Genomic DNA, 20,537 nt, shown 5'->3' with positions numbered 1-20,537 from the left:
CTGTTAAGGACCAGCTATAATCTGCTCATTATCTCATAAAATTGTAGGTCTGTTAAAAGACTGCAACTGCCGCATTCGGCTGTTATAGAGGCTTTTTTATCTGATTGATTTCGTGAAAAAGTTGCTGGCCCTGCTATTGGGCTTGCTGGCCTTACCGGCCTTGGCGCAGACGGGAGTATCGTCGGTTGAAACCGCGCCCTGCGATGCTGTAGTGCAGAAATTCATAACCCGCTGGAAGATTCCCGGCGCGTCCGTGGCCATCAGCCGGCACGGCGAGTTGGTGTACGCACGCGGCTTTGGCTATGCCGACTTAGCCCACAAGAAGCCCATGACGCCCGCCACGCTTTTGCGCGTGGCCAGCGTCTCGAAGCCCGTAACGGCTATAGCCATTATGAAGCTGGTGGAAGACGGCCAACTAGAGCTGCAACACAAGGTGTTCGGGCCCACTGGCTACCTCGATGATGCCTATTATACTGGCGTCATCACCGACCAACGCATTTACGACATCACTCTGCGCCAGCTGCTGGAGCACACGGCCGGCTGGAACCGCGACGCGGGCGTAGACGACCGGCGCAGTTCCGACCCAGTTGATTTTCCGCTGCACGTGGCGCAGGTCATGCAGGTTCCTAACCCCGTGGGCGACTCCACCCTGGTGCGCTACCTGCTGAGCCGGGGCCTGAATTTTACGCCGGGCAGCAAGTTTGCTTATTCCAACATCGGTTACCTCGTTCTCGGGAAAATCATTGAGAAAGTAACCGGCCAGCACTACGAAGACTGGGTGCGGGGCCACGTCTTGCTGCCTAGCGGCGTGCAGGAAGCCCATTTGGCTCACAACCTGCGCACCAGCAAGCGAGAAAACGAGGCGGAATACTTCTGCCCACTCACCAATGAGTCGTGCTACGGGACGGGCAAGCGGGTGCCATTTGCTTACGGCGGCGCCAACATAGAGGCCATGAACGCCCACGGCGGCTGGCTCTTCACGGCCCGCGACTTGGTGCGCCTGCTGCTTACCGTCGATAACTCCCCTACCCGCCCCGACATGCTGCTACCGGCCACCCTCGACACCATGACGGCGCCCTCGGAGCAGAACCGGCGCTATGCCAAAGGCTGGATGGTGAACAAGCGGGGCGTGTGGTGGCATACGGGCTACCTCAACGGCTCCAGCAGCATCATTGCCCGCACCGCCGACGGCTATACCTGGGCCATCTTGCTCAATGCCTGCCCCAACACGAACCGTTTCTGGAACGACCTCGAAGACCTTGGTTGGGACTGTATCAACCGCCCCAACGCCTGGCCCTCCAACGACCTTCTGCCGCCCGGCCAAAATGCCGCTGAACTGCGGCTCGCTGGCACTGCGCCTAACTCTGCCACCCTGACTTGGGCTAATGGCGACGGCACGCACCGGTTGGTGGTTATGCGCGAAGACGAGCCCGTTGATGCTCTTCCCTTGGATGGCGAGTTGTATCCCAGCGGCAGCGTGTTTGGGCACGGTGCCTCGTTTGGTCGCGGCAACTATGTGGTAGCAGCTGGCACAGATAGCGTTGTACAGGTGAGTCGGTTACAGCCGGGCCGCACGTACTACGCCCGCGTAATCGAGTATCGGCTGGACGAAAAAACCAACCTGCTGCCCGTCTATACTATTGACAACAACCCAGTCCTGCGCTTCCAGATGCCCAAGGCGGCTCCTTTCTTGGCCAAGTCTAAGTTGAAAGCAGGCTCTCGGGGCAAAGCTGTAGCCAGCAAAACGCGAAGTCAGAAGCCTGCTCTTACTCCCGCAACTAAGTCGCAGCCGTCAACTCCTCAGTCTGCCGCTTCACAATCTTCTTACCTCTCCCGCTTGCGCGGGCTGCTAACGGGTAAGTAGTGACATGAGACAGGAAGACATGGGAAGTGAGACTATCGTAGCCGCTGTTGGCTGAAGCGCAGTTCTCGTTTTCTATCATTGTCACCGCTTCTCGTGTGAGGTATACACTAGTAAGGAAAAGTAGAAGGGTGTATACCTAGATGAAGCAGTCTTCAGGACGGGATATAAAAGCGGGATACGGACTTCGGAGCCCCCCAAATACAATATATGCTAACAATAAAGGCCCCTGGCATCTCTGCCAGGGGCCTTTAATATGGATGCTTATCAGCAGCTTATAGCGCGGTAGAGGTAGATTCTTCCGTTGCCCGGCGGCGCATCCAGGAGTGTCCAGAGCAAGCGCCTTGCATTTTCTGGCGAAACTTCTCTTGCTCTTCGGGAGTGAGGCCAGCCATACGGGCCTCTAGTTTTTGCTTCCACATGTTGCGGCGGCGGGCCCAGGCACGGCCGCGGGCACCTCGGCCCCAGCCGCCAAACAGGATGCGAGACAGCAACAACAGACCGAGCGTTTGCCAGAAGTTGATGGCCGGGCCCTGGAACAGTGCCGGTACCAGCCAGTTCCAAAGATTCATGGTGAGGAAGCCGGCAACGGCCACAAAGAGGGCCGCGAAGAATATGAATTTGAGGCCGCGAAGCAGCCAAAAGGAGCGTTTCATTGGAGTAATTGTTGAATTCTTGGATGGAAGAACGGCTGTTATGCAGCTTGCTACTACTGCTAGTTGAAATAGCGTGAAAACCACCTTTCAACCATTACGCCGCTCTGCCATTTAATCAGTGAAAAGCTCGGTGTAAAGCTTTTGGAGCCGTTTGCGCAGGTGTTGCACGGCGTAGTGCTTACGCGAAATCAGAGTTTTGAGCGGCACGCCGGTTTCTTGCTCCATCTCGCGGAAGGTTTTTTCCTCCAGCTCGTGCCAAATAAACACTTGACGCTGGGCGGCGGGCAACTCCGCCAGTGCATCGCTTAGCGCCTCCATCAGCGTCTGGCGTAGCAGACGGTTTTCGGGGGCATCGTCGGTGGCAGGCAGAATATCGGCGAGCAGCAGCGAATTCTCGTCGCCTTCGGCGGCGTAGGCCGCCATTTCGTTTTCCAGGGAAACGGTCTTTTTGCGGCGGTAGAGGTCCGTGATTTTGTTGCGGGCCACCCGGAACAACCAGGCGGCGGCCTGCTCCACCGGCTTCAACATCCGGTAGCTTTCTACCAGCTCGGCGAAAACGTCCTGCAGAACGTCTTCCGCCTCGGTTTCATCGGGAATGCGGCGGCGGATGAAGGCCAGCAGCCGACTGCGCTGTGTGCGCACTGCTTCCTGTATCTGCAGGTCCTGGTGGCCGGCCGTCATCAGTGAAGCGTCAAGGGGTATGGCAAGAGTTTTCATTCTGCATCAGTAGACGCGAATAGAGAGGGGAATACTTTAGGCTAGGTATAAATTATTCAGATGGAAAGTAATTTTCATTTCTTCAGGCGAAAATCAGCTCCGAAAGCTAGCCTGCGCTTCTGGGTAACCTATCCTGCTGACGAAGGAAGTATCTGATTAATATCGTATGCCATAGCATCACAGTTATGAAGGCTTGCAAACAAGCCGGCAATTTGTCAAGATTCTAAGCTCTCATTTCTGAGTTTTAAACGAAGTGGTACAGGAACGTAATGACGCCGGTGTACGCGGGCTTACGGCTGCCTTCCACTTCCATTGTCACTTCGATGCGGGCTTTGGCGATGCCGCGCAGGTCGCGGACAGAGAGGAGCCGGGCGCGCAGGCGGACTTGGCTGTTGACAGTAACAGCTTGGTTGAAGCGCAAGCTCTCGATTTCGTAGTTGACCTGCATCTTCAGGTTTTCGATGCTCACGATTTGCGTCCAGAAGTAGGGCAGCAACGACACCGTGAGGTAGCCGTGAGCGATGGTGTTGCCGAACGGCGATTCCGCCTGCGCCCGCTCAGCATCCACGTGTATCCACTGAAAATCGAGGGTGGCCGCCGCAAACTGATTGATTTGCTCCTGCGTGATGGTGTGGTACCCGGATACTCCTAGCTCTTGCCCCTCGTACTGCTGAAGCTCGGCCAGGGTGCGGATGGTGATGCTGCTCATGGAGAAGATAGGTTAGTAATGAGAAGGCGAATGTACAATGGCAGGCCGTAACAGGACATCTGAGTGACTGCTGTTACGCAGGTGGCTTTACTAGCAGATGATTTCGGTTCGTTTGCAGTTGTTGGTGGCTGGTTTACGGCTGCGGCTTATCTTATAAACTGCTTAAACCAACAACTACAAACCAACAACCACAAACCACTGCGCAAACGGTAGCAGCAGACAGCGGACCGATGGGTTTCCTTGTTCCAGTGCAATATTCAGACGAAAACGCCTCGGAAAGGGTCAAAACCGGGGTGGCGTTTTCCGATTTTCAGGATACCTTTGCCGGCTAGTTGTCCCCAACTCATCTTTATTGGGGGCGCCTTTTCGTCGTCAGCCCTACCGCATGGACCAGAACATACCGCAGGTTATCCAAACGGTTCCTCTTCAGTACTACGTCTTCTTCGCCGCCGCTCTGTTTTCTATCGGCGTGCTTGGCGTACTTACCCGGCGCAATGCCATTATCATTTTCATGTGCGTGGAGCTGATGCTCAATGCCGTGAACGTGTTGCTGACGGCTTTTTCGGCCTATCGCGCCGACCCCAACGGGCAGGTGTTCGTGTTTTTCATCATGGCCGTAGCCGCCGCCGAAGTGGCGGTGGGTCTAGCCATCATCGTGATGATCTACCGAAACCTGCAAAACACCGACGTCAACCTGCTCAATCGCCTGAAATTTTAATGTTAATGGCTGCATGGCTTAATGGTTAAATGGTTGGGTCGGTCAATGATCCGTCAGAACAGTTAACAATTAAGCCATGCAGCCATTAAGCTATTAAGCCAGATGCAAGAAACTGTCATTCGCGCCGACGCTCCTTTCTCGACGTTGCTCTACGTCCTGATTCCGCTGCTGCCGTTCCTGGGTTTTCTCCTCAACGGGCTGCTCAATAAGCGTCTTTCCGGCACCGTAGCCGGCGCTATAAGCAGCGTGGCCGTGCTCGGCTCCTTCCTGATTTCAGCCACGCTGTTCTGGGAGTTCACCCACCCGACCGTCAATTGGTTTATTCCGGGCACCACGGCCCACATGGCCTACACCGTCACGCTGTTCGACTGGATTTCGGTGGGCTCGATGCAGATTCCCTTCCAGTACCAAATCGACCAGCTTAGCCTCATTATGCTGCTGCTCGTGACGGGCGTGGGCTTCCTGATTCACGTTTATAGCATCGGCTACATGCACCACGACGAAAACGTGGGCAAGTTTTTCAGCTTCCTGAACCTGTTCGTGTTCAGCATGTTGGTGCTGGTGCTCGGGTCCAACTTCGTGATTTTGTTTATTGGCTGGGAAGGTGTGGGGCTGTGCTCCTACCTGCTCATCGGCTTCTGGAACAAGAATACCAACTACAACAACGCCGCCAAGAAAGCCTTCATCATCAACCGCATCGGCGACCTGGGCTTCCTGCTCGGCATCTTCCTGATCTATCTCACCTTCAACTCGGTGCAGTTTGGGGAGGTATTCCAGAAGGCGGCGCTTGGCCAGTTCGGCACTTACGGCGTGGGTGTCGTGACCGTGATTACGCTGCTGCTATTCGTGGGCGCTACCGGCAAATCGGCGCAGTTGCCGCTCTACACCTGGCTGCCCGATGCTATGGCCGGCCCCACGCCCGTTTCGGCCCTGATTCACGCCGCCACCATGGTGACGGCTGGCATCTATATGATTCTGCGCGCCAACGTGCTCTTCACGCTGGCTCCCGAAACGCTTGAAGTTATTGCCATCATTGGGGCGGCTACGGCGTTGTTTGCCGCTACCATTGGTCTGGCCCAAAATGACATCAAGAAGGTACTGGCCTACTCCACCGTTTCGCAGCTGGGTTACATGTTCCTGGCGCTCGGCGTGATGGGGTACAGCACCTCCCTGTTCCACGTCCTGACCCACGCTTTCTTCAAGGCGCTGATGTTCCTGGGCGCGGGCTCCGTGATTCACGCCATGAGCAACGAGCAGGATATGCGCCGCATGGGCGGTCTGCGTAAGGCGCTGCCCATCACGTTTATCACCTTCCTGGTAGGATGCCTGGCTATTGCGGGTATTCCGCCTTTCTCGGGTTTCTTCTCCAAAGATGAAATCCTGCTGCACGCCTACGAGCACAGCAAAGTGCTGTACGCGGTGGGTCTGTTCACGGCTTTCCTGACGGCTTTCTACATGTTCCGCCTATTGTTCCTCACGTTCTTCGGCGAGTTCCGGGGCACCGAGGAGCAGAAGCACCACTTGCATGAGTCGCCGGCTTCCATGACGCTGCCGCTCATCGTGCTGGCCATTTTGGCGGCCGTGGGTGGTTTTATGAACGCGCCGCTGGTGCTGGGCCGCGGCTACCTGGCCGATTTCCTCGCCCCACTCTTCACCTATTCCCGCCAAATCAACCCCGAGGCTTTCAGCGGCGAAGTTGACCACGCCACGGAATACATGCTCATCGGCCTTTCGGTGGGCGCGGGTGTACTAGGCATCATCCTGGCTTACGTGCAGTACGTGAGTCGCGGCGTGCGCCCGGCCGCGGACGAAGCTACCCGCTCCGCACCAGAAAACGTGGTTTACCACAAATACTACATCGACGAGCTGTACAATGCCTTGTTCGTGCGCCCCGTGATGTGGCTTTCGCGCGGCCTGCACCGCTACGTGGAGCAGGGCATCATCGACCCCATCGTAAATGGCTTCGGCCGCCTGACAATGGGTGGCGGGCAACTGCTGCGCTACGTGCAAACCGGCTCCGTGGAAACCTACCTCATCCTGATGGTAGTGGGCATCGTGCTGGTGCTGGCGCTGAACTACGTGAATTTTTAAAGCAGATATATTACATAAAATTTATAAACCATGAAATACAATCCTGATTTTGTTTCATGCTATCCAAATAAAGATAATTATGTACCTCTAGAAAAAAGTCGCGAAATTGATTTTAATAGATATCAATTGGTCATGCATGGAGAGTATTTTGCGAAAGGAGAAACAGATAAAGAAGGATATTATTTTATTCTTGAGGGATTAGATGAGAACGAAAATAAATACAGAAGGCGTTTATATTTGTCTTGCACAGAAGTAGGTTCACATTATACATTTAGAGACAAAGTAGATCTGACTTTGGAAAAATACACTAATCTATACTGGCCAAGATTTTTCTTTAAGGACTGGACGCCATATGAAAATAAAGATAATGTGTTCGTATATCAAACTGTTAATAACATGACTATAATAACAGGGCTTGTTGACAGGCCATTTGGTATAGTATGGGTTTATGGAGGACCACAGATTATATTTGACAAGGAGGCATATGTCTATTTTCGGGATAGAAGAAATTTTTAGATAAAATACACTAATTATATTTCAAAATAAAAGGCCGTACCCTCACACTAAAGCATGCTCACAGTCCTTCTTCTACTCTGGCCCGTGGCGGCTGCCCTGCTGCTGCACTTCTTCAAGGGGCGCGCGTCTAGGGTCGCGGCGTTTGGTGCGGCGCTGGTTGAATTCGCGCTGGCGGTTTTCGCGGCTGTTACTTTCAACTCTAACAATTCCGGGCTGCTCTCGCTCAACGTGCCCTGGATTGGCTCGGCTGGCATCAGCTTTCATGTCGGCATCGACGGGCTAAGCTTGGTGCTGGTACTGCTCACTGCATTTCTGGTGCCGCTAATTTTGCTGAGCGCCTTCCGCCGCGACTTCGAGAACGAGTCGGCGTTTTACGCGCTGGTGCTGTTCATGGAAACGGGCCTGATTGGGGTGTTCACGGCGCAGGATGCCTTTCTGTTCTACTTCTTCTGGGAAGTTGCCTTGATTCCGATTTATTTCCTGGCCGGTGTCTGGGGCGGCGTAAACCGCGCCAAGGTCACGTTCAAGTTCTTCCTCTACACCATCGTCGGCTCGCTGTTCATGCTGGCGGGCTTCGTGTATCTGTACTTCCAGACAGGGCCCGCTATCAACGGCCTCGCCGCCCACAACTCGGACCTCGCTTCTTTCTACAACCTGAATCTAAGCGTGCAGGAACAATCGTGGCTGTTTTGGCTCATTTTCGCGGCCTTCGCTGTGAAAATGCCCATTTTCCCTTTCCACACCTGGCAGCCCGATACGTATACCGAAGCCCCGGCTCCGGCCACCATGCTGCTTTCGGGCATCATGCTGAAAATGGGCATCTACGGCTGTATGCGCTGGCTGCTGCCGGTGGTACCGCTGGGCGTGAGTCAGTGGCAAAACCTGGTGCTGATTCTGGCCATCATTGGTATTATTTACGGTGGCATCATTGCCATCCGGCAGCAGGACGTGAAGCGGCTCATTGCTTACTCTTCGCTCTCTCACGTGGGCCTCATGATAGCCGGGGTGTTTTCGCTCACGCAAATCGGGCTGCAAGGCGCGAGCGTGCAGATGCTAGCGCACGGCATCAACGTGGTGGGCATGTTCTTCATCGCCGATGCCATTGAGCGCCGCACCGGCACCCGCCTCATTCCTGACCTCGGCGGCCTGACCCGCCAGGCACCGGTGCTGACGGTGTGTTTCCTGGTATTGCTGCTCGGTACGGTGGCCCTACCCCTCACCAACGGCTTCGTGGGCGAGTTCCTGCTACTGGCCGGTGTGTACGAGTACAACGCCTGGATGGGCGCGGTGGCTGGCCTCACCATCATACTCGGCGCCGTGTATTTGCTGCGCATGTTCCAGCGCGTCATGCTCGGCCCCGATTCCTCGTTCACCGCCACCTTCACCGACCTTACCAGCGGCGAACTGGCCGTGCTGATTCCGCTTATCGTGCTCGTTTTCTGGATCGGCTTGTTTCCGAACACCTTCCTGCACCTGTCGGAAGGCAGCGTGGTGCAGATTCTGAACGAGGTAGTGAAAAGATAATTTGCACGTAGCGCGAAGCTCCAGCTTCGCGCTACGTCCGCGCCGTCTTAACGATTATCGTTCAGCGACCTCGTTCAACGATACGCGAAGCTGGAGCTTCGCGCTACATTCAGCGACATCATGAATTCCATCATTCTGCTTTCCGTCTTCGGCCTCGGCAACCTCTTTCTGGGGTTCCGGCGCTCCAACCGGCTGCTGTTGCCCGCCGCCATGCTTATGCTGGGCGTGGTCCTGACCATCAATTTCACTGATTGGGGCACGGAGCGGGCCTGGTTCGACGGGATGCTCGTCATCAACGACTTCTCGGTGGCCTTCACCGGCATCGTGGTTCTGACGGCGCTGCTGCTGCTGCCCTTCTCACAGAAGTACGTGCACGACGGCGAAGCCAACCTCGCCGAATACTACTCGCTGCTGCTGTTTTCGCTGGTGGGCGCCATCATGATGGTGAGCTACAACCACCTGCTGATGCTGTTCCTGGGCATCGAAATCCTGAGCGTGGCCATGTACGTGCTGGCCGGCTCCGACAAGCGCAACCTGCGTTCCAATGAAGCAGCCCTGAAGTACTTTTTGATGGGTGCTTTCGCTACCGGCATTTTGCTTTTCGGCATGGCGCTGGTGTACGGGGCTACCGGCACGTTCGCGCTGGAAGACATTCGTTTCGCGGTGCAGAACCCGGTGAATGAGTCGCTTACGCCCATGCTCTACATCGGCATGCTGCTCATGCTTATCGGCATAGGCTTCAAAGTATCGGCGGCCCCCTTCCACTTCTGGACGCCCGACGTGTACGAAGGCACGCCCACTTTCTTCACGGCCTTCATGAGCACGGTGGTGAAAACGGCTGGTTTCGCCGCCTTTCTCAAGCTGCTGGTGCAGGCCTTCCCGGCTGCTTCGGCACAAGGACTATGGCTACCCACGCTCACGGCTATGTGCGTCCTTACGCTGCTCATCGGCAACGTGGGCGCCGTGGCTCAAACGAGCATCAAGCGGATGCTGGCCTACTCCAGCGTATCGCATGCCGGCTATCTGCTGATTGGTTTGGTTGCCTTCAACGGTGAGTTGGAAGGAGCTTCAGCTAACAGCATTTTCTTCTACTCTTTAGCCTACTCGGTAGCCACGGTGGCGGCGTTTGGGGTCGTGAAGCTAGTGGCCGATGCCCGCCAGCGGGAGGACTACAACGGCCTGAACGGCCTCGCCAAGACCAACCCACTCCTTGCCTTCGTCCTGACGGTAGCTATGCTTTCTTTGGCGGGCATTCCGCTCACGGGTGGCTTCTTCGGCAAGTTCTTCGTCTTCTCCGCCGCCGTCGAAAACGGCTACATCGGTCTCGTGGTATTCGCGGTAGTAATGTCAATGGTGAGCATCTATTACTACCTGCGCCCCATCATCGCCATGTACATGCGCGACGCCGACGACACCAACGCCGCGCCGATTCAGGTAAGTCCGTTCCAGTCGGCAGCCCTGCTGCTACTAGCGCTGCTGACGGTAGTGCTAGGCGTACTGCCCGGTCTGTTGAGTGGGATTCTGTAGCAAATCCGCGCACTTCAAATCACTAGCATCACTAAAAAAGGGCAGCTCATGAGTTGCTCTTTTTTAGTGGCGAAGGGTCAGCGAGTGATTAGGTAGCCTAATAGTAGTAAAGCAGCTTACTTATTGTCCGTTGCGCAGTTAGTAAGTAGATGAGCCCCAGCGGGGCGGTATATCAGTAGAAACATCGGCCACGAAGGCCTGCAAAGCCCCGTAGGGGCGGCACCAATCGTTCAACGGTGGTGTCGCCCCGATGGGGCTTGGTTCTTTTTGAGCTTTGTTCTTTCCACCGATATGCCGCCCCGCTGGGGCTTACCTACCTGCTCTGCTCTCCGAATTAGAAGACTTTTGTGATCCATCCCGCTCCATAGCCCAGGGTTTAAACCCTGGGCTAGTTAGGGCTTAGGCAAATACACAGTTTCGAAAACCGCTCTAAGCTCTCGGCTCTCACTTCTCAGTTCTCACTTATTGCACGCCTAGCAATTCGCGGAAGGTTTGCTCGATGGCGCGTAACACGGGCGGTACGGCCCGACGGATGGTTTCGGAAGCGTTGAGCGTTTTCTCGGGGCTGAAGGGAGAGTTGGGGCCGGTAGCTAGCTGGTGGGTGCGGTAGCTGACTAGGCTGTTGAAGTACTTGTTCTGCAAGGTTTCAATCTGAGTGCAAGTGGACGGCGAGAAGAAGATCTTGTTGGCCGTATAATACTGCAAGAATTCGCGGTACGACTCGCTGGCGGCCCGCATACGGCTCCGCTCCTCTTCGGCCGGATCTGCCTGGATGAATTGCACCTCGGCCGTCAGCTCCTTCATATCATCGTTGAGCACCACGATTTTCTGGTACAGACTTTCCAACACCAGCATGCGCTTCTCGTGCAGCTTGCTGTTTTTGCTGGCAGCCAAGTTTAAATCAGCTTTCACAGCTTCGAGCTTGGCATCGAGCTGCATCTTGAGGTCGGCACTGGTGGTTTCAAGGCGCTTCTCGTAGTCACGAAACCGTATTTTCAGGTACTGTTCGGCCAGCGCCTTTGCGAGCCAGGTGGCGGCTCCTAGCGCCAGCGTGTAGATGCCGAGACTGGAAATAGTTGCCGACCAATCAATGGAGTTGAGAAACTGCATATAAAGAGACATGTGATGTAAGACATCAGCAGTGAGACGGACGCATGATTAGCAGATTCGCACGAATAGTTTATTCGCTTCACTAATGGCCCCGCTCAAAGCACAAAAGAAGGAATATGGGTACGCGTAGCTAACAAAAAGGCCAGCCTCCGCAGTTGCAGAAGCTGACCTTTTTGTTGGTCAATAATTTGAACTGTCCTTGGTTTCGAAACAGACCTAGCCAGAGCGAGACGCTCTTACCGCGCCTGTCGCTGCCGCTCCACAATGCTGCGGCCCAGCGTGATTTCATCGGCGTATTCCAGCTCGCCACCCATGGGAATGCCGCGCGCAATGGTGCTGATGTGCACACCATCGAAGTCGCGGAGCTTGCGCGAGAGGAAGAAGGCTGTGGTGTCGCCTTCCATGGTGGGACTGATGGCCAGAATGACTTCCTTAATTTCAGAGTCGGGCGCGCCCATGCGCTGCACCAAGGAGTCTATCTGCAAGTCGCTGGGGCCCACGCCTTCAATGGGCGAAATTACGCCGCCGAGCACGTGATAGATGCCTTTGTACTGACCGGTGTTTTCGATGGCAATAACGTCGCGGATATCGGACACCACACAGACGGTGCCCCGGTCGCGAAGCTTATTGGCGCAGATGCTGCACTCTGGCGTGTCGGAAATGTTGTGGCAGGTATCGCAGTAGCGAATTTCGAAGCGCATTTTAGCTAGGGCCTCCGCCAGCGTGGCCGTGGTATCGGCTTCGGCTTTGAGCAGGTGCAGCGCCAGTCGCAGGGCGGTTTTTTTACCCACGCCCGGCAGCTTCGACAATTCGCCAACGGCGTTCTCTATCAATTTGGAAGGAAACTCCATTCAGTAATGTGCTGATTGGTTGATATGCTAATGTGCTGATTGGGTAATGTGCTGCTTGCCTGTCAGCACATCAGCACATCAATTAATTAGCACATCAAATAACGTCGGCCGAGATGCCCCGGTCGTGGATGGCGGTGCACATGCCAGCCAACTCCTCGTAGGCGCCGTGCTTCACGGTGCATTGGCCTTTGTAATGAATGAGCAGCGTGCATTGCTCGGCCTGTTCGGGCTGGTGGCCGCACACGTCCATGAGCGTTTTAATGACGTGGTCGAAGGTGTTGACGTCGTCGTTGTACACGACCAGGTCGCGCACGTCAATGGTTTCTTCCAGGAGCAGAACGTCCTCGTCGTACTCGATTTGCGGTTTGCTGTTCATGGGCTCAAAAGTACGTAAAAACGGGCAGAGGAACAGGTTGTGAGGCATTTGTTGGCTTTGTATAACCCCTTACTACCCCGAATCGTTTCCCGGTTTTCGAGGAATATCAAGCAATAGATAGTTTGTGTTTTAGGCCGCTGTCGGCCCGTCGGCGCAGACTCGCCGATAAGCAAACCCAATAGTTCGTGCTCCGGCAAATCCGGCGTAATTTCCGGCTTTCATTCCCTACCCTTTCTTATTTCATGCTTCACTCCTCTCCCCGCCGGCTGCTGCTCGTGCTGCTGGCGTTTGTGGCGCAGCTGCCGGCTCTGCACGCCCAGCAGAAACGCCTGACCATGGAAGATGCCTTCCTCAACCGCAACCTGCAACCCGACAACCTGCGGCAGCTCGCCTGGATTCCGGGCTCACAGGACGAGTATAGCTACCTGCGCACCGTGGGCGGACAGGACGAGTTGGTCCGCGGTGCAGCCGGCAAGCCCGCTACGGCAGTGGTAACGTTGGGAGAGCTGGGGCAGGCGCTACAGGCGGCCGGCGCGCCGGCCGTGAAAGCCTCGGCATTTCCGACTGTTACCTGGCGAAGTCCGCAGGCTTTTCTGGTTACGCGCCTCAACAAAGTATACCGTGTAGATGCCGCGACCAAGCAGGCCACGGCTTTATATGGCTACGATGCGGCTGCCGAAAACGTGGAAATGGACCCCAGCAAAACCCGTGTGGCGTACACGAAAGGCCCCAACCTCTACGTCTCGCTGGCGGGCCGCGAAAACGAGGCCGTGACGCAGGAATCCAACGCGGCCATCGTGAACGGGCAGGCGGCGCACCGCTCGGAATTTGGTATCACGAAGGGCACATTTTGGAGCCCCTCGGGCCAGAAGCTAGCCTACTACCGCATGGATCAAACGATGGTGACCGACTATCCGCTGGTGGATGTTTCGACCACCCCAGCCCAGGAAAAGGCCATCAAATACCCCATGGCCGGCGACAAAAGCCACGAGGTAACGGTGGGCGTCTACGACCTGACGACGCGCAAAACCGTCTTTCTGCAAACCGGCGAGCCCAAGGAGCAGTACCTGACCAACATCAGCTGGAGCCCCGACGAAAAGTCGATTTACGTGGCCGTGCTGAACCGAGGCCAGAGCCAGATGAAGCTCAATCAGTACGATGCTGGCTCGGGCGCTTTCGTGAAGACCCTGTTCGAGGAGAAAGACGAGAAGACCTTCGTGGAGCCGCTGCACGAGTTGCAATTCGTGCCCGGCCGTCCCGACCAGTTTCTGTGGCGCAGCCAGCGCGACGGGTACGAGCATATCTACCTCTACGGCACCAACGGCAAGCTTTCGCGCCAGCTCACCACCGGCCCGTGGCAGGTGATAGACGTGCTGGGCTTTGCCGGCAAGAACCGCGAAGTTGTGTTCAGCAGCACCGCCGAAAGCCCACTCCAGCGGCAGCTCTACGCTGTGCGCCTCAGCGGCGGCAAACCCCGCCGCCTCACGCAGGGCAAAGGCGTGCATACTGGCCTACTCAGCCCCAGCAGCACGTATGCCCTCGACACCTACTCCAGCACCACCGTACCGCGCGCCATTAGCCTTGTGGGCGTGGCCGATGGTAAGCCGAAGCAACAGCTCCTGAGCACCGCCAACCCATTGGCGGAGTATGAGCTAGGCGAAACCAAGCTGTTCTCCATCAAAGCCGCCGATGGGCTAACGGACCTGTATTGCCGCCTCACCACGCCGCCCGGCTTCGACCCGGCCAAAAAATACCCAACCGTCGTGTACCTCTACGGCGGGCCGCACGTGCAGCTCGTCACGGAGTCGTGGCTGGGCGGCGGCAACCTCTGGATGCAGCTCATGGCGCAGAAGGGCTACGTGGTGTTTACGGTGGATTCGCGCGGTTCCGGCAACCGGGGCTCGGCGTTTGAGCGGGCCACGTTCCGGCAACTCGGCACCATCGAAATGCAGGACCAGCTCAAGGGCGTTGACTACCTCAAAACCCTGCCCTACGTCGACCAGAGCCGTATCGGGGTGCACGGCTGGAGCTACGGCGGCTTCCTGACGACGACGATGATGACGCGCAGTCCCGGCACGTTCAAAGTGGGCGTGGGTGGCGGCCCCGTCATCGACTGGCGGATGTACGAAATCATGTACACGGAACGCTACATGGACACGCCCCAGGAAAATCCCGACGGCTACGCCCAGGCCAATCTGCTCAACTACGTAGATAAGCTGCAAGGCAAGCTGCTGCTCATTCACGGCACCGTCGACGACGTGGTGGTGTGGCAGCACAGCCTCAACTACCTCAAAACGGCCGTCGATCAAGGCGTGCAGCTCGACTACTTCGTGTATCCCGGCCACCCGCACAACGTGAGCGGCAAAGACCGGGTGCACCTCTACAATAAAATCACGCAGTACTTCGACGAGAAGCTGTAAGCACCAGTCTCTTTTATTCTCGGCTCCATTCCTGAATAGCGTGAAAAACCTCAATGAACTGCGGATTCCGAAGTCCTTGAAAAGAATTCTGGCTGAGGAATCGAGGTGGGAAGAAGATGCCTACGCGCCGTTTCATTTATCGGTGCACGATGAAACGGGCGAGGTGCTGTACGAAGTATACCTCTCGCCGCACAACGAGCCAGAGCTAGCCGATTTGAATGCGGAGCTCGAACGAGCGGGTTTTGAAGTGAATGGCTACGGCTGGGAAAAAGCCATTCGCGCTTTTCTGATCAAGAAGGCCCCAAACCTCAACGAGCAAGTGGAAGGCGACAGTGACACGGAAGCTTGCGTACTGTATACTTCCACCGAAGCAGACTACAGAAAATTGCTAGCTCTGCTGTGGGAGCTGGCACAGAACCCGCCGCAAATCGGTCAGCTTACCTAGTCTTCGCAAGGCGGCCTCCAAAAGCGTAGCTTATTGCAACACAAAACGCCCCTACCGCAAGGATAAGGGCGTTTTGTGTTGCAATAAGCTACGCTTTTGGAGTGTCAGATTTTCCGCTCGAACTGGGGTTCATTTCCTACTAGGTATAGCGCAGATGGCCGTTTCCTACCTATTCTAACCGGCGAATTATATCGTCCAAAGCATCATTTATGTGCTTCTTCTCTGCTGATGGAGAATAATTAAGCATTCGTTGTATCCAGCGGAAAAATTGAATTGACTGACTGGCGGGGAAAGAAGTATAGGATAACTTATAGTCACCACGCTGAGTCGTTGTTCTGAACGTACCGTATTCGTAAACATCCGTCTCATAACCACTCGATTTCTTTATGTATCCATCTACATGCCTGAGTACTGATTCAAAAGCAGAATGGCTCACCGGTATAATAACTTGAGTTGCAGTTCCGGTTTGCTTCATAGGCCCGTCACTAATGATGAGGTCAGGAATAGGTTTGTCACTCGGACCGAGGTGCTCAATCTTCACATAGTTGACTGGTTTGGGTGGATTAGCGACACCTGCTGAAGCTGCCAGTGTCAGCAACACCAAGAGGCAGAGGTATTTCACCAGGTTTTGCATAGCTGAGGGAGTTGTAGCAAGTGAATAACAAGTAAGTATAAGGAATAAAGCCAGTTATTTTACGCGACGAGACCAGACGAAAGCGCCTTGCATCGTCACGTCATGCGTCTGCCAACCAGCCGCTTGCAGCTTAGGCCGCAGGTGGGAAACATACCAGGACTTGCACGACGAGTCGAATACAACGACGGGCCGCTTGCCGAAAATAGCGGCTATATCTTCGGGCCAGATGCGGGCATTGCGCCGCAGCACTACCACCTGTACCGGCACGGGCTCCTGCGCGCCGGCTAGTTTTCCGCCTACCCACGCCACCCGCATGCCTCGCCAGACGCTCAGCACTAGGTTGGAGCCGGTTGTGGTGTCGGCCATAGCGGGCACCGGAGCACTGCGCCAGCTGGTGTGGTAGCTTACGCGGCGGGCCTCCCGCTCAATGGTGCCCGGCACGATGCGGTAAGTACGTTCGGCTTCGGAGAGTGGCAACGAGTCGGCACTCACGATTTCGGCCGTCGGGCCCTGCCAAAAGCCTACCACCGAGCGGCGCGGAATGCTGTATACAATGAGGCGCTCATCGGGCGCGAGTTGGTGCGCGGCCCATACTCGGCTACCCGCAAATACACTCAGCAGCCCGCAAGCCACGCCCATCCAAGCCAGATGCTTCAGCCGGAAAAAAGCCAATAGCGCCAGAATTACGCCGAAGATCAACCAAGCCTGCGGAGCCGTTACGTGGATGCCGGTGATAAGCGCGTCGGGCAGCAGGCGTCCAATCCAGAAGATGTAGTCGTTGAACCAGCGGATCAGGATTTCGAACAGCCCGGCCACAAGTCTTGGCCCCCAGTCGAGAACCGCCGCCAGTCCCGGCGCGCCCAAGCCAACAAGCGCGACTAACCCTTTCAGGACTAGCAGCGCCAGCCCTACGTACACGGCCAGGCTGGAAATGGGCACGGCCACCAGGTTGGAAAGCAGGAAGCTGAGCGGGAATTGGTGGAAATAGAATAACCCGAGCGGAAACGTAGCCACCTGCGCCGCCAACGACAGCGCCGTGGCCTGCCAAATACCATTGGCAGCCCAACCAACTCCTTTCCACAACTTTTGCACGGATCGGGATTGCCAAGGCCGCTGCTTGTCCAGAAAATAGCCCTGCACATCCAGCCAGCCCACGATGCGCGGCTGTAGATACACAATGCTGATAACAGCGAGAAAGGATAGCTGAAAGCCAACATCACAGAGCAAATACGGGTCGTAGCACAGCAGGCAGAAGGCAGCCACAGCCAAGGTGTTGAATATGTTGGTTTGCCGTTGCGTAGCCCGCGCTACAATGATGAAGGTAAACATCACGGCCGCCCGCAGCACCGAGGCCGAAAGCCCCGTCAGCAGCGCGTAGCTCCAAATAGCAGTCAGCCCCAACGCCGCCGTCACGAACCGAAAAAACGCCCCGCGCCGACCTGGCAGCAAACCCAGAACCCACGTCACGGCCCCAAACAGCAACCCCACCTGCAAACCCGATACGGCCATGATGTGCGTGGTGCCAGTGGCCGCGTATGCCTGCTTGGTTTCCTGGTCGATGTCATCTTTGAGTCCTAGCACTAGCGCCGAGGCCATAGCCGATTCCCGCGGCTGCTTCACGTACTGCTTGAACACGCCTTCCACTACCCGCGCGGCGCGCATAGCCACGGCTTTTAGCGGATTGGGCGACGCTAGGCCTATTTTCTGGTACTGGTCGGGGTGGATGAATTGCTGGTGGTAGACCTGGTGATAAGCCAAGTAGCGGCGGTAATCGAACTCGCCGGGGTTGAGAGGCGCTTTGCTCGGCGTGGGCGCGCCCCGCACCAGCCACAGGTCGCCGTATTGCGGGACCAACACGCCGGAGTCGCGCGGAATGGAAACCCGAATGCCGCCCATTGCCGGCCGCCACACTCCGCTTACCCGCACCGCCGACACGCGCACGGTAGTGGCGTACGTAGCGGGCCGCGTCACCACGTAGTCGTCCACCACCGCCCGATAAAACTCGATGCGACCACCAAAACGGTAGAGGTGAGTGTCTCTGGTCGATTCAGTAGCCTGCTGCGTGAAAGCAGCTCCTGCCACGTACACCGTAATGAGAGCCAGCAGCCCTGCGTTGTCGGCCGCCGCTGGATTTGGGCTGCGCCACACCCAGGCTTGCAGCACTACAAATGCCAGAACCAAGCCCGTCAGCGGCCAAACCAGGCTCGGAAGTTCATGCCCGATGTATAGATACGTCAGAATACCAGCCATCAAGGCCAGCGTGAGGCGCACAAACGCATAGGAAGACCAATGAATCATAAGCACAGAATGAATAAAGAATAGTAGACGTAATATATAAATTAATGAGAATTGGCTTGTAACTAAACAAATTGCTTAGGCACGTTAGCCTATCTACTTCTGCGTCCTCTGCGCCAACTTCTGCGCCTTCTGCGGGCTAAAAAGATGGTCCGCCGTACAATCAGTAAGTTCAACTGACTACCAAAACGCTGTGCACCCGGCAGCAAAAAGCCCTTCTGCCTCACCGGCAAAAGAGCTTTTCATACTAAGCTGAAGCGTGAATCTACAGCCGTATTACTTCCTGACTTTCTGCTTCTGGCTGAGGTAGCTGGTGCTTCCACACCATTTTGTAGTGCTGAATGTCGCACTCCTCAAACATCTCTCCCACCTTCTCGAACCCGTGCCGCTCATAGAAGCGCACAGCTGGCAATTGGGCATGCAAGTACACTGTAGTATGAGGATGCGCGACTATAACATCGCGTAGTACTTCCCGGAGCAACTTGGCGCCGGCTTGTTGATTACGAAAGTCAGCCAGTACCGCGAAACGCTCCAGTTTCACGCCGTTTTCGGTGGCGCGCCAGCGGGCAGTACCGCAAGCAGTGCCGTCGGCGGCGCGGGCCAGATAATGAGTGGCATCGGTGTGGTCGTGCGTGTCCTGCTCCAATTCGGCGGGCACGTTCTGGCCAAGCACAAACACGGTGCGTCGAATGGATAAGGCATCCGCCAGATCAGGTTGAGAAGCAATACGGTGGACTTTCATGTAGCGCGGGTTAGAATAGGCGTAGCACATCTCGCGGACGAGTTTCTACATTTGCTACGCGCAAAAATAGACAGAGAACAAAAAAGCGGCCTCCCGAAAGAAGCCGCTTTTTACGTGTTTATGGCGTTTGTCGGACCAGTGTTGAATAGTTCAGCACAGAAGCAACTAGCTTCTTACAGCTGCTCGTGGTTGACGGGCAGTTCCCGCGTGCCGTCGTCTTCGCGGCGAGCATCGGGGTGGCGGCCAGGGTCGGAGGCAGCGTTGCCAGGATTGTTGGGGCGGCGGTAGGGCTGGTATTCGCGGATCGGGCGGTTGGCTTGATTGGCTTGCTCATGCTGCATTTCCACATCGAACCGGTCGTAGGCCTGCACGATCTGCTTCACAAGGCGGTGGCGTACCACGTCCTCAGCCGTCATCTCCACGAACCCGATTCCCGGTACCTCGCGCAGAATATCCAGTGCCTGAATGAGCCCCGACTTCTGCTTGGTAGGCAAGTCAATCTGGCTCCGGTCGCCGTTCACCATCACCTTCGCCGAAGGCCCCATACGGGTCAGGAACATCTTCAGCTGCGAAGGCGTGGTGTTCTGGGCCTCATCCAGCAGTACAAACGCGTTGTTGAGCGTACGGCCGCGCATATAAGCTAGCGGCGCTATCTCGATAGTCTTATTTTCGAGGTAGAACTTGAATTTCTCGGGCGGCAGCATGTCTTCCAGCGCGTCGTAAATGGGGCGCAGGTAAGGGTCTACCTTCTCCTTCATGTCGCCGGGCAAGAAGCCAAGGCTTTCGCCAGCTTCCACCACGGGGCGGGAGATGATGATCTTCTTGACCTCTTTGTTTTTGAGTGCGCGCACGGCCAACGCCACCGAAATGTAGGTTTTGCCGGTACCAGCCGGCCCAAGTGCAAATACCAGATCGTGCTTGAGCACTGTGTCGACAAGGCGCTGCTGGTTGGCAGTTTTAGCCTTGATGACCCCGCCCTTCGAACCGAACAGAATTACGTCGGGGGCGGCGGCCATGCGGGCTTCTTCCATCTCTTCGGAGGCCGAGGACAGGTACTGGGCAATGGTTTTGTCGGTTATCTGCCCGTACTGATGATAATGCTCCAGCAGAGCCGACAGGATGTCGTTGATGCGGCTGATAACGGGCGTCTGGCCCTGAATCTTAATCTCGTTGCCGCGTGAAATAATTTTGCTACCGGGAAAAGCCGCCGCAAGCTGGCGGATATTCTGGTTGTCAGGCCCCAGGAAATCTACCAGGGACACATTTTCGAGCGTGATGACTTTCTCGACCAATCTGTGGGGGTTTTGTAGCTAGGGAGTTAGGAAAAAGGCGGTTTTGACAGTGG

The 20,537-nt window shown here is 56.0% G+C and carries 18 protein-coding genes; 8 read left to right on the top strand and 10 right to left on the bottom strand.

All coding sequences use genetic code 11. The features are described from left to right. The first annotated feature begins 112 nt into the window (after nucleotides 1-112). The gene (locus ACYSMN_RS16910; protein ID WP_488925092.1) at nucleotides 113-1,864 is read left to right on the top strand and encodes a serine hydrolase domain-containing protein; all 1,752 of its coding nucleotides are present in this window, start codon (nucleotides 113-115) and stop codon (nucleotides 1,862-1,864) included. Nucleotides 1,865-2,136: 272 nt separating this feature from the next. Here the strand turns inward: ACYSMN_RS16910 and ACYSMN_RS16905 are convergent, their stop codons facing one another. The 3 genes from ACYSMN_RS16905 to ACYSMN_RS16895 form a co-directional block, all read right to left on the bottom strand. Next, a complete protein-coding gene (locus ACYSMN_RS16905; RefSeq protein ID WP_488925091.1) occupies nucleotides 2,137-2,517 on the bottom strand; it encodes a hypothetical protein in 381 nt (126 codons plus the stop codon). A 111-nt stretch (nucleotides 2,518-2,628) separates the two neighbouring features. Continuing rightward, on the bottom strand, nucleotides 2,629-3,234 hold the full coding sequence (locus ACYSMN_RS16900) for an RNA polymerase sigma factor (RefSeq protein WP_488925090.1): 606 nt from the start codon (nucleotides 3,232-3,234) through the stop codon (nucleotides 2,629-2,631). 244 nt (nucleotides 3,235-3,478) lie between these two features. Continuing rightward, complete coding sequence (locus tag ACYSMN_RS16895; protein ID WP_488925089.1) at nucleotides 3,479-3,943, bottom strand: MaoC family dehydratase; 465 nt, start codon at nucleotides 3,941-3,943, stop codon at nucleotides 3,479-3,481. A 385-nt stretch (nucleotides 3,944-4,328) separates the two neighbouring features. On the opposite strand from ACYSMN_RS16895, the gene nuoK reads away from it, so the two are divergent. The 5 genes from nuoK (at nucleotide 4,329) to ACYSMN_RS16870 (ending at nucleotide 10,319) form a co-directional block, all read left to right on the top strand. Continuing rightward, complete coding sequence (gene nuoK / locus ACYSMN_RS16890) at nucleotides 4,329-4,661, top strand: NADH-quinone oxidoreductase subunit NuoK (RefSeq protein WP_044004096.1); 333 nt, start codon at nucleotides 4,329-4,331, stop codon at nucleotides 4,659-4,661. A 102-nt stretch (nucleotides 4,662-4,763) separates the two neighbouring features. Beyond that, entirely contained in the window at nucleotides 4,764-6,752 is a 1,989-nt protein-coding gene (nuoL, locus tag ACYSMN_RS16885; RefSeq protein ID WP_488925088.1) for an NADH-quinone oxidoreductase subunit L, read from the top strand. A 30-nt stretch (nucleotides 6,753-6,782) separates the two neighbouring features. Further along, nucleotides 6,783-7,268: a hypothetical protein gene (locus ACYSMN_RS16880; RefSeq protein ID WP_488925087.1), complete on the top strand. Its 486-nt coding sequence runs from the start codon at nucleotides 6,783-6,785 to the stop codon at nucleotides 7,266-7,268. Between the two features lie 54 nt (nucleotides 7,269-7,322). Then, nucleotides 7,323-8,792, top strand: a complete 1,470-nt coding sequence (locus ACYSMN_RS16875; protein WP_488925086.1) for a complex I subunit 4 family protein — start codon at nucleotides 7,323-7,325, stop codon at nucleotides 8,790-8,792. Nucleotides 8,793-8,912: 120 nt separating this feature from the next. After that, nucleotides 8,913-10,319 (top strand): NADH-quinone oxidoreductase subunit N, encoded by a 1,407-nt coding sequence (locus ACYSMN_RS16870; RefSeq protein ID WP_488925085.1) that lies wholly within the window; start codon nucleotides 8,913-8,915, stop codon nucleotides 10,317-10,319. A 462-nt stretch (nucleotides 10,320-10,781) separates the two neighbouring features. On the opposite strand, the gene ACYSMN_RS16865 is transcribed toward ACYSMN_RS16870, so the two are convergent. The 3 genes from ACYSMN_RS16865 to ACYSMN_RS16855 all read right to left on the bottom strand — a co-directional run bounded on the left by ACYSMN_RS16865 (nucleotide 10,782) and on the right by ACYSMN_RS16855 (nucleotide 12,656). Beyond that, nucleotides 10,782-11,441 (bottom strand): hypothetical protein, encoded by a 660-nt coding sequence (locus ACYSMN_RS16865; RefSeq protein ID WP_488925084.1) that lies wholly within the window; start codon nucleotides 11,439-11,441, stop codon nucleotides 10,782-10,784. Between the two features lie 224 nt (nucleotides 11,442-11,665). After that, nucleotides 11,666-12,280: a recombination mediator RecR gene (gene recR / locus ACYSMN_RS16860; protein ID WP_488925083.1), complete on the bottom strand. Its 615-nt coding sequence runs from the start codon at nucleotides 12,278-12,280 to the stop codon at nucleotides 11,666-11,668. Nucleotides 12,281-12,374: 94 nt separating this feature from the next. Further along, nucleotides 12,375-12,656 carry an ATP-dependent Clp protease adaptor ClpS gene (locus ACYSMN_RS16855; RefSeq protein ID WP_488925082.1) on the bottom strand — a complete coding sequence of 94 codons (282 nt, stop codon included), beginning with the start codon at nucleotides 12,654-12,656 and terminating at the stop codon, nucleotides 12,375-12,377. Between the two features lie 242 nt (nucleotides 12,657-12,898). Between ACYSMN_RS16855 and ACYSMN_RS16850 the strand changes: the two genes are divergently transcribed. Together ACYSMN_RS16850 and ACYSMN_RS16845 are read left to right on the top strand one after the other, a co-directional pair. After that, nucleotides 12,899-15,076 carry a S9 family peptidase gene (locus tag ACYSMN_RS16850; RefSeq protein WP_488925081.1) on the top strand — a complete coding sequence of 726 codons (2,178 nt, stop codon included), beginning with the start codon at nucleotides 12,899-12,901 and terminating at the stop codon, nucleotides 15,074-15,076. Nucleotides 15,077-15,116: 40 nt separating this feature from the next. Further along, complete coding sequence (locus ACYSMN_RS16845; protein WP_488925080.1) at nucleotides 15,117-15,521, top strand: Imm51 family immunity protein; 405 nt, start codon at nucleotides 15,117-15,119, stop codon at nucleotides 15,519-15,521. 169 nt (nucleotides 15,522-15,690) lie between these two features. Here ACYSMN_RS16845 and ACYSMN_RS16840 read toward each other — a convergent pair whose 3' ends face one another. From ACYSMN_RS16840 to ACYSMN_RS16825, 4 genes are all read right to left on the bottom strand, one after another. Further along, nucleotides 15,691-16,155, bottom strand: coding sequence for a hypothetical protein (locus ACYSMN_RS16840; protein ID WP_488925079.1), 465 nt, complete (start codon nucleotides 16,153-16,155; stop codon nucleotides 15,691-15,693). A 54-nt stretch (nucleotides 16,156-16,209) separates the two neighbouring features. Then, nucleotides 16,210-18,453, bottom strand: coding sequence for a ComEC/Rec2 family competence protein (locus tag ACYSMN_RS16835; RefSeq protein WP_488925078.1), 2,244 nt, complete (start codon nucleotides 18,451-18,453; stop codon nucleotides 16,210-16,212). A gap of 262 nt (nucleotides 18,454-18,715) precedes the next feature. Next, a complete protein-coding gene (locus tag ACYSMN_RS16830; RefSeq protein WP_488925077.1) occupies nucleotides 18,716-19,192 on the bottom strand; it encodes a GNAT family N-acetyltransferase in 477 nt (158 codons plus the stop codon). Between the two features lie 173 nt (nucleotides 19,193-19,365). Next, nucleotides 19,366-20,484 (bottom strand): PhoH family protein, encoded by a 1,119-nt coding sequence (locus ACYSMN_RS16825; protein WP_488925076.1) that lies wholly within the window; start codon nucleotides 20,482-20,484, stop codon nucleotides 19,366-19,368. Between the last annotated feature and the right edge of the window lie 53 nt (nucleotides 20,485-20,537).

The organism is Hymenobacter sp. M1-2, from assembly GCF_057808495.1.
This window is presented reverse-complemented; position numbering and strand designations above follow the sequence as displayed.

Excerpts from the sequence above, each read along its gene's own strand:
- ACYSMN_RS16905 (WP_488925091.1), bottom strand. The coding sequence starts at position 2,517 with ATGAAACGCTCCTTTTGGCTGCTTCGCGGCCTCAAATTCATATTCTTC.
- ACYSMN_RS16900 (WP_488925090.1), bottom strand. The coding sequence starts at position 3,234 with ATGAAAACTCTTGCCATACCCCTTGACGCTTCACTGATGACGGCCGGC.
- ACYSMN_RS16895 (WP_488925089.1), bottom strand. The coding sequence starts at position 3,943 with ATGAGCAGCATCACCATCCGCACCCTGGCCGAGCTTCAGCAGTACGAG.
- nuoK (WP_044004096.1), top strand. The coding sequence starts at position 4,329 with ATGGACCAGAACATACCGCAGGTTATCCAAACGGTTCCTCTTCAGTAC.
- nuoL (WP_488925088.1), top strand. The coding sequence starts at position 4,764 with ATGCAAGAAACTGTCATTCGCGCCGACGCTCCTTTCTCGACGTTGCTC.
- ACYSMN_RS16880 (WP_488925087.1), top strand. The coding sequence starts at position 6,783 with ATGAAATACAATCCTGATTTTGTTTCATGCTATCCAAATAAAGATAAT.
- ACYSMN_RS16875 (WP_488925086.1), top strand. The coding sequence starts at position 7,323 with ATGCTCACAGTCCTTCTTCTACTCTGGCCCGTGGCGGCTGCCCTGCTG.
- ACYSMN_RS16870 (WP_488925085.1), top strand. The coding sequence starts at position 8,913 with ATGAATTCCATCATTCTGCTTTCCGTCTTCGGCCTCGGCAACCTCTTT.
- ACYSMN_RS16865 (WP_488925084.1), bottom strand. The coding sequence starts at position 11,441 with ATGTCTCTTTATATGCAGTTTCTCAACTCCATTGATTGGTCGGCAACT.
- recR (WP_488925083.1), bottom strand. The coding sequence starts at position 12,280 with ATGGAGTTTCCTTCCAAATTGATAGAGAACGCCGTTGGCGAATTGTCG.
- ACYSMN_RS16855 (WP_488925082.1), bottom strand. The coding sequence starts at position 12,656 with ATGAACAGCAAACCGCAAATCGAGTACGACGAGGACGTTCTGCTCCTG.
- ACYSMN_RS16850 (WP_488925081.1), top strand. The coding sequence starts at position 12,899 with ATGCTTCACTCCTCTCCCCGCCGGCTGCTGCTCGTGCTGCTGGCGTTT.
- ACYSMN_RS16840 (WP_488925079.1), bottom strand. The coding sequence starts at position 16,155 with ATGCAAAACCTGGTGAAATACCTCTGCCTCTTGGTGTTGCTGACACTG.
- ACYSMN_RS16835 (WP_488925078.1), bottom strand. The coding sequence starts at position 18,453 with ATGATTCATTGGTCTTCCTATGCGTTTGTGCGCCTCACGCTGGCCTTG.
- ACYSMN_RS16830 (WP_488925077.1), bottom strand. The coding sequence starts at position 19,192 with ATGAAAGTCCACCGTATTGCTTCTCAACCTGATCTGGCGGATGCCTTA.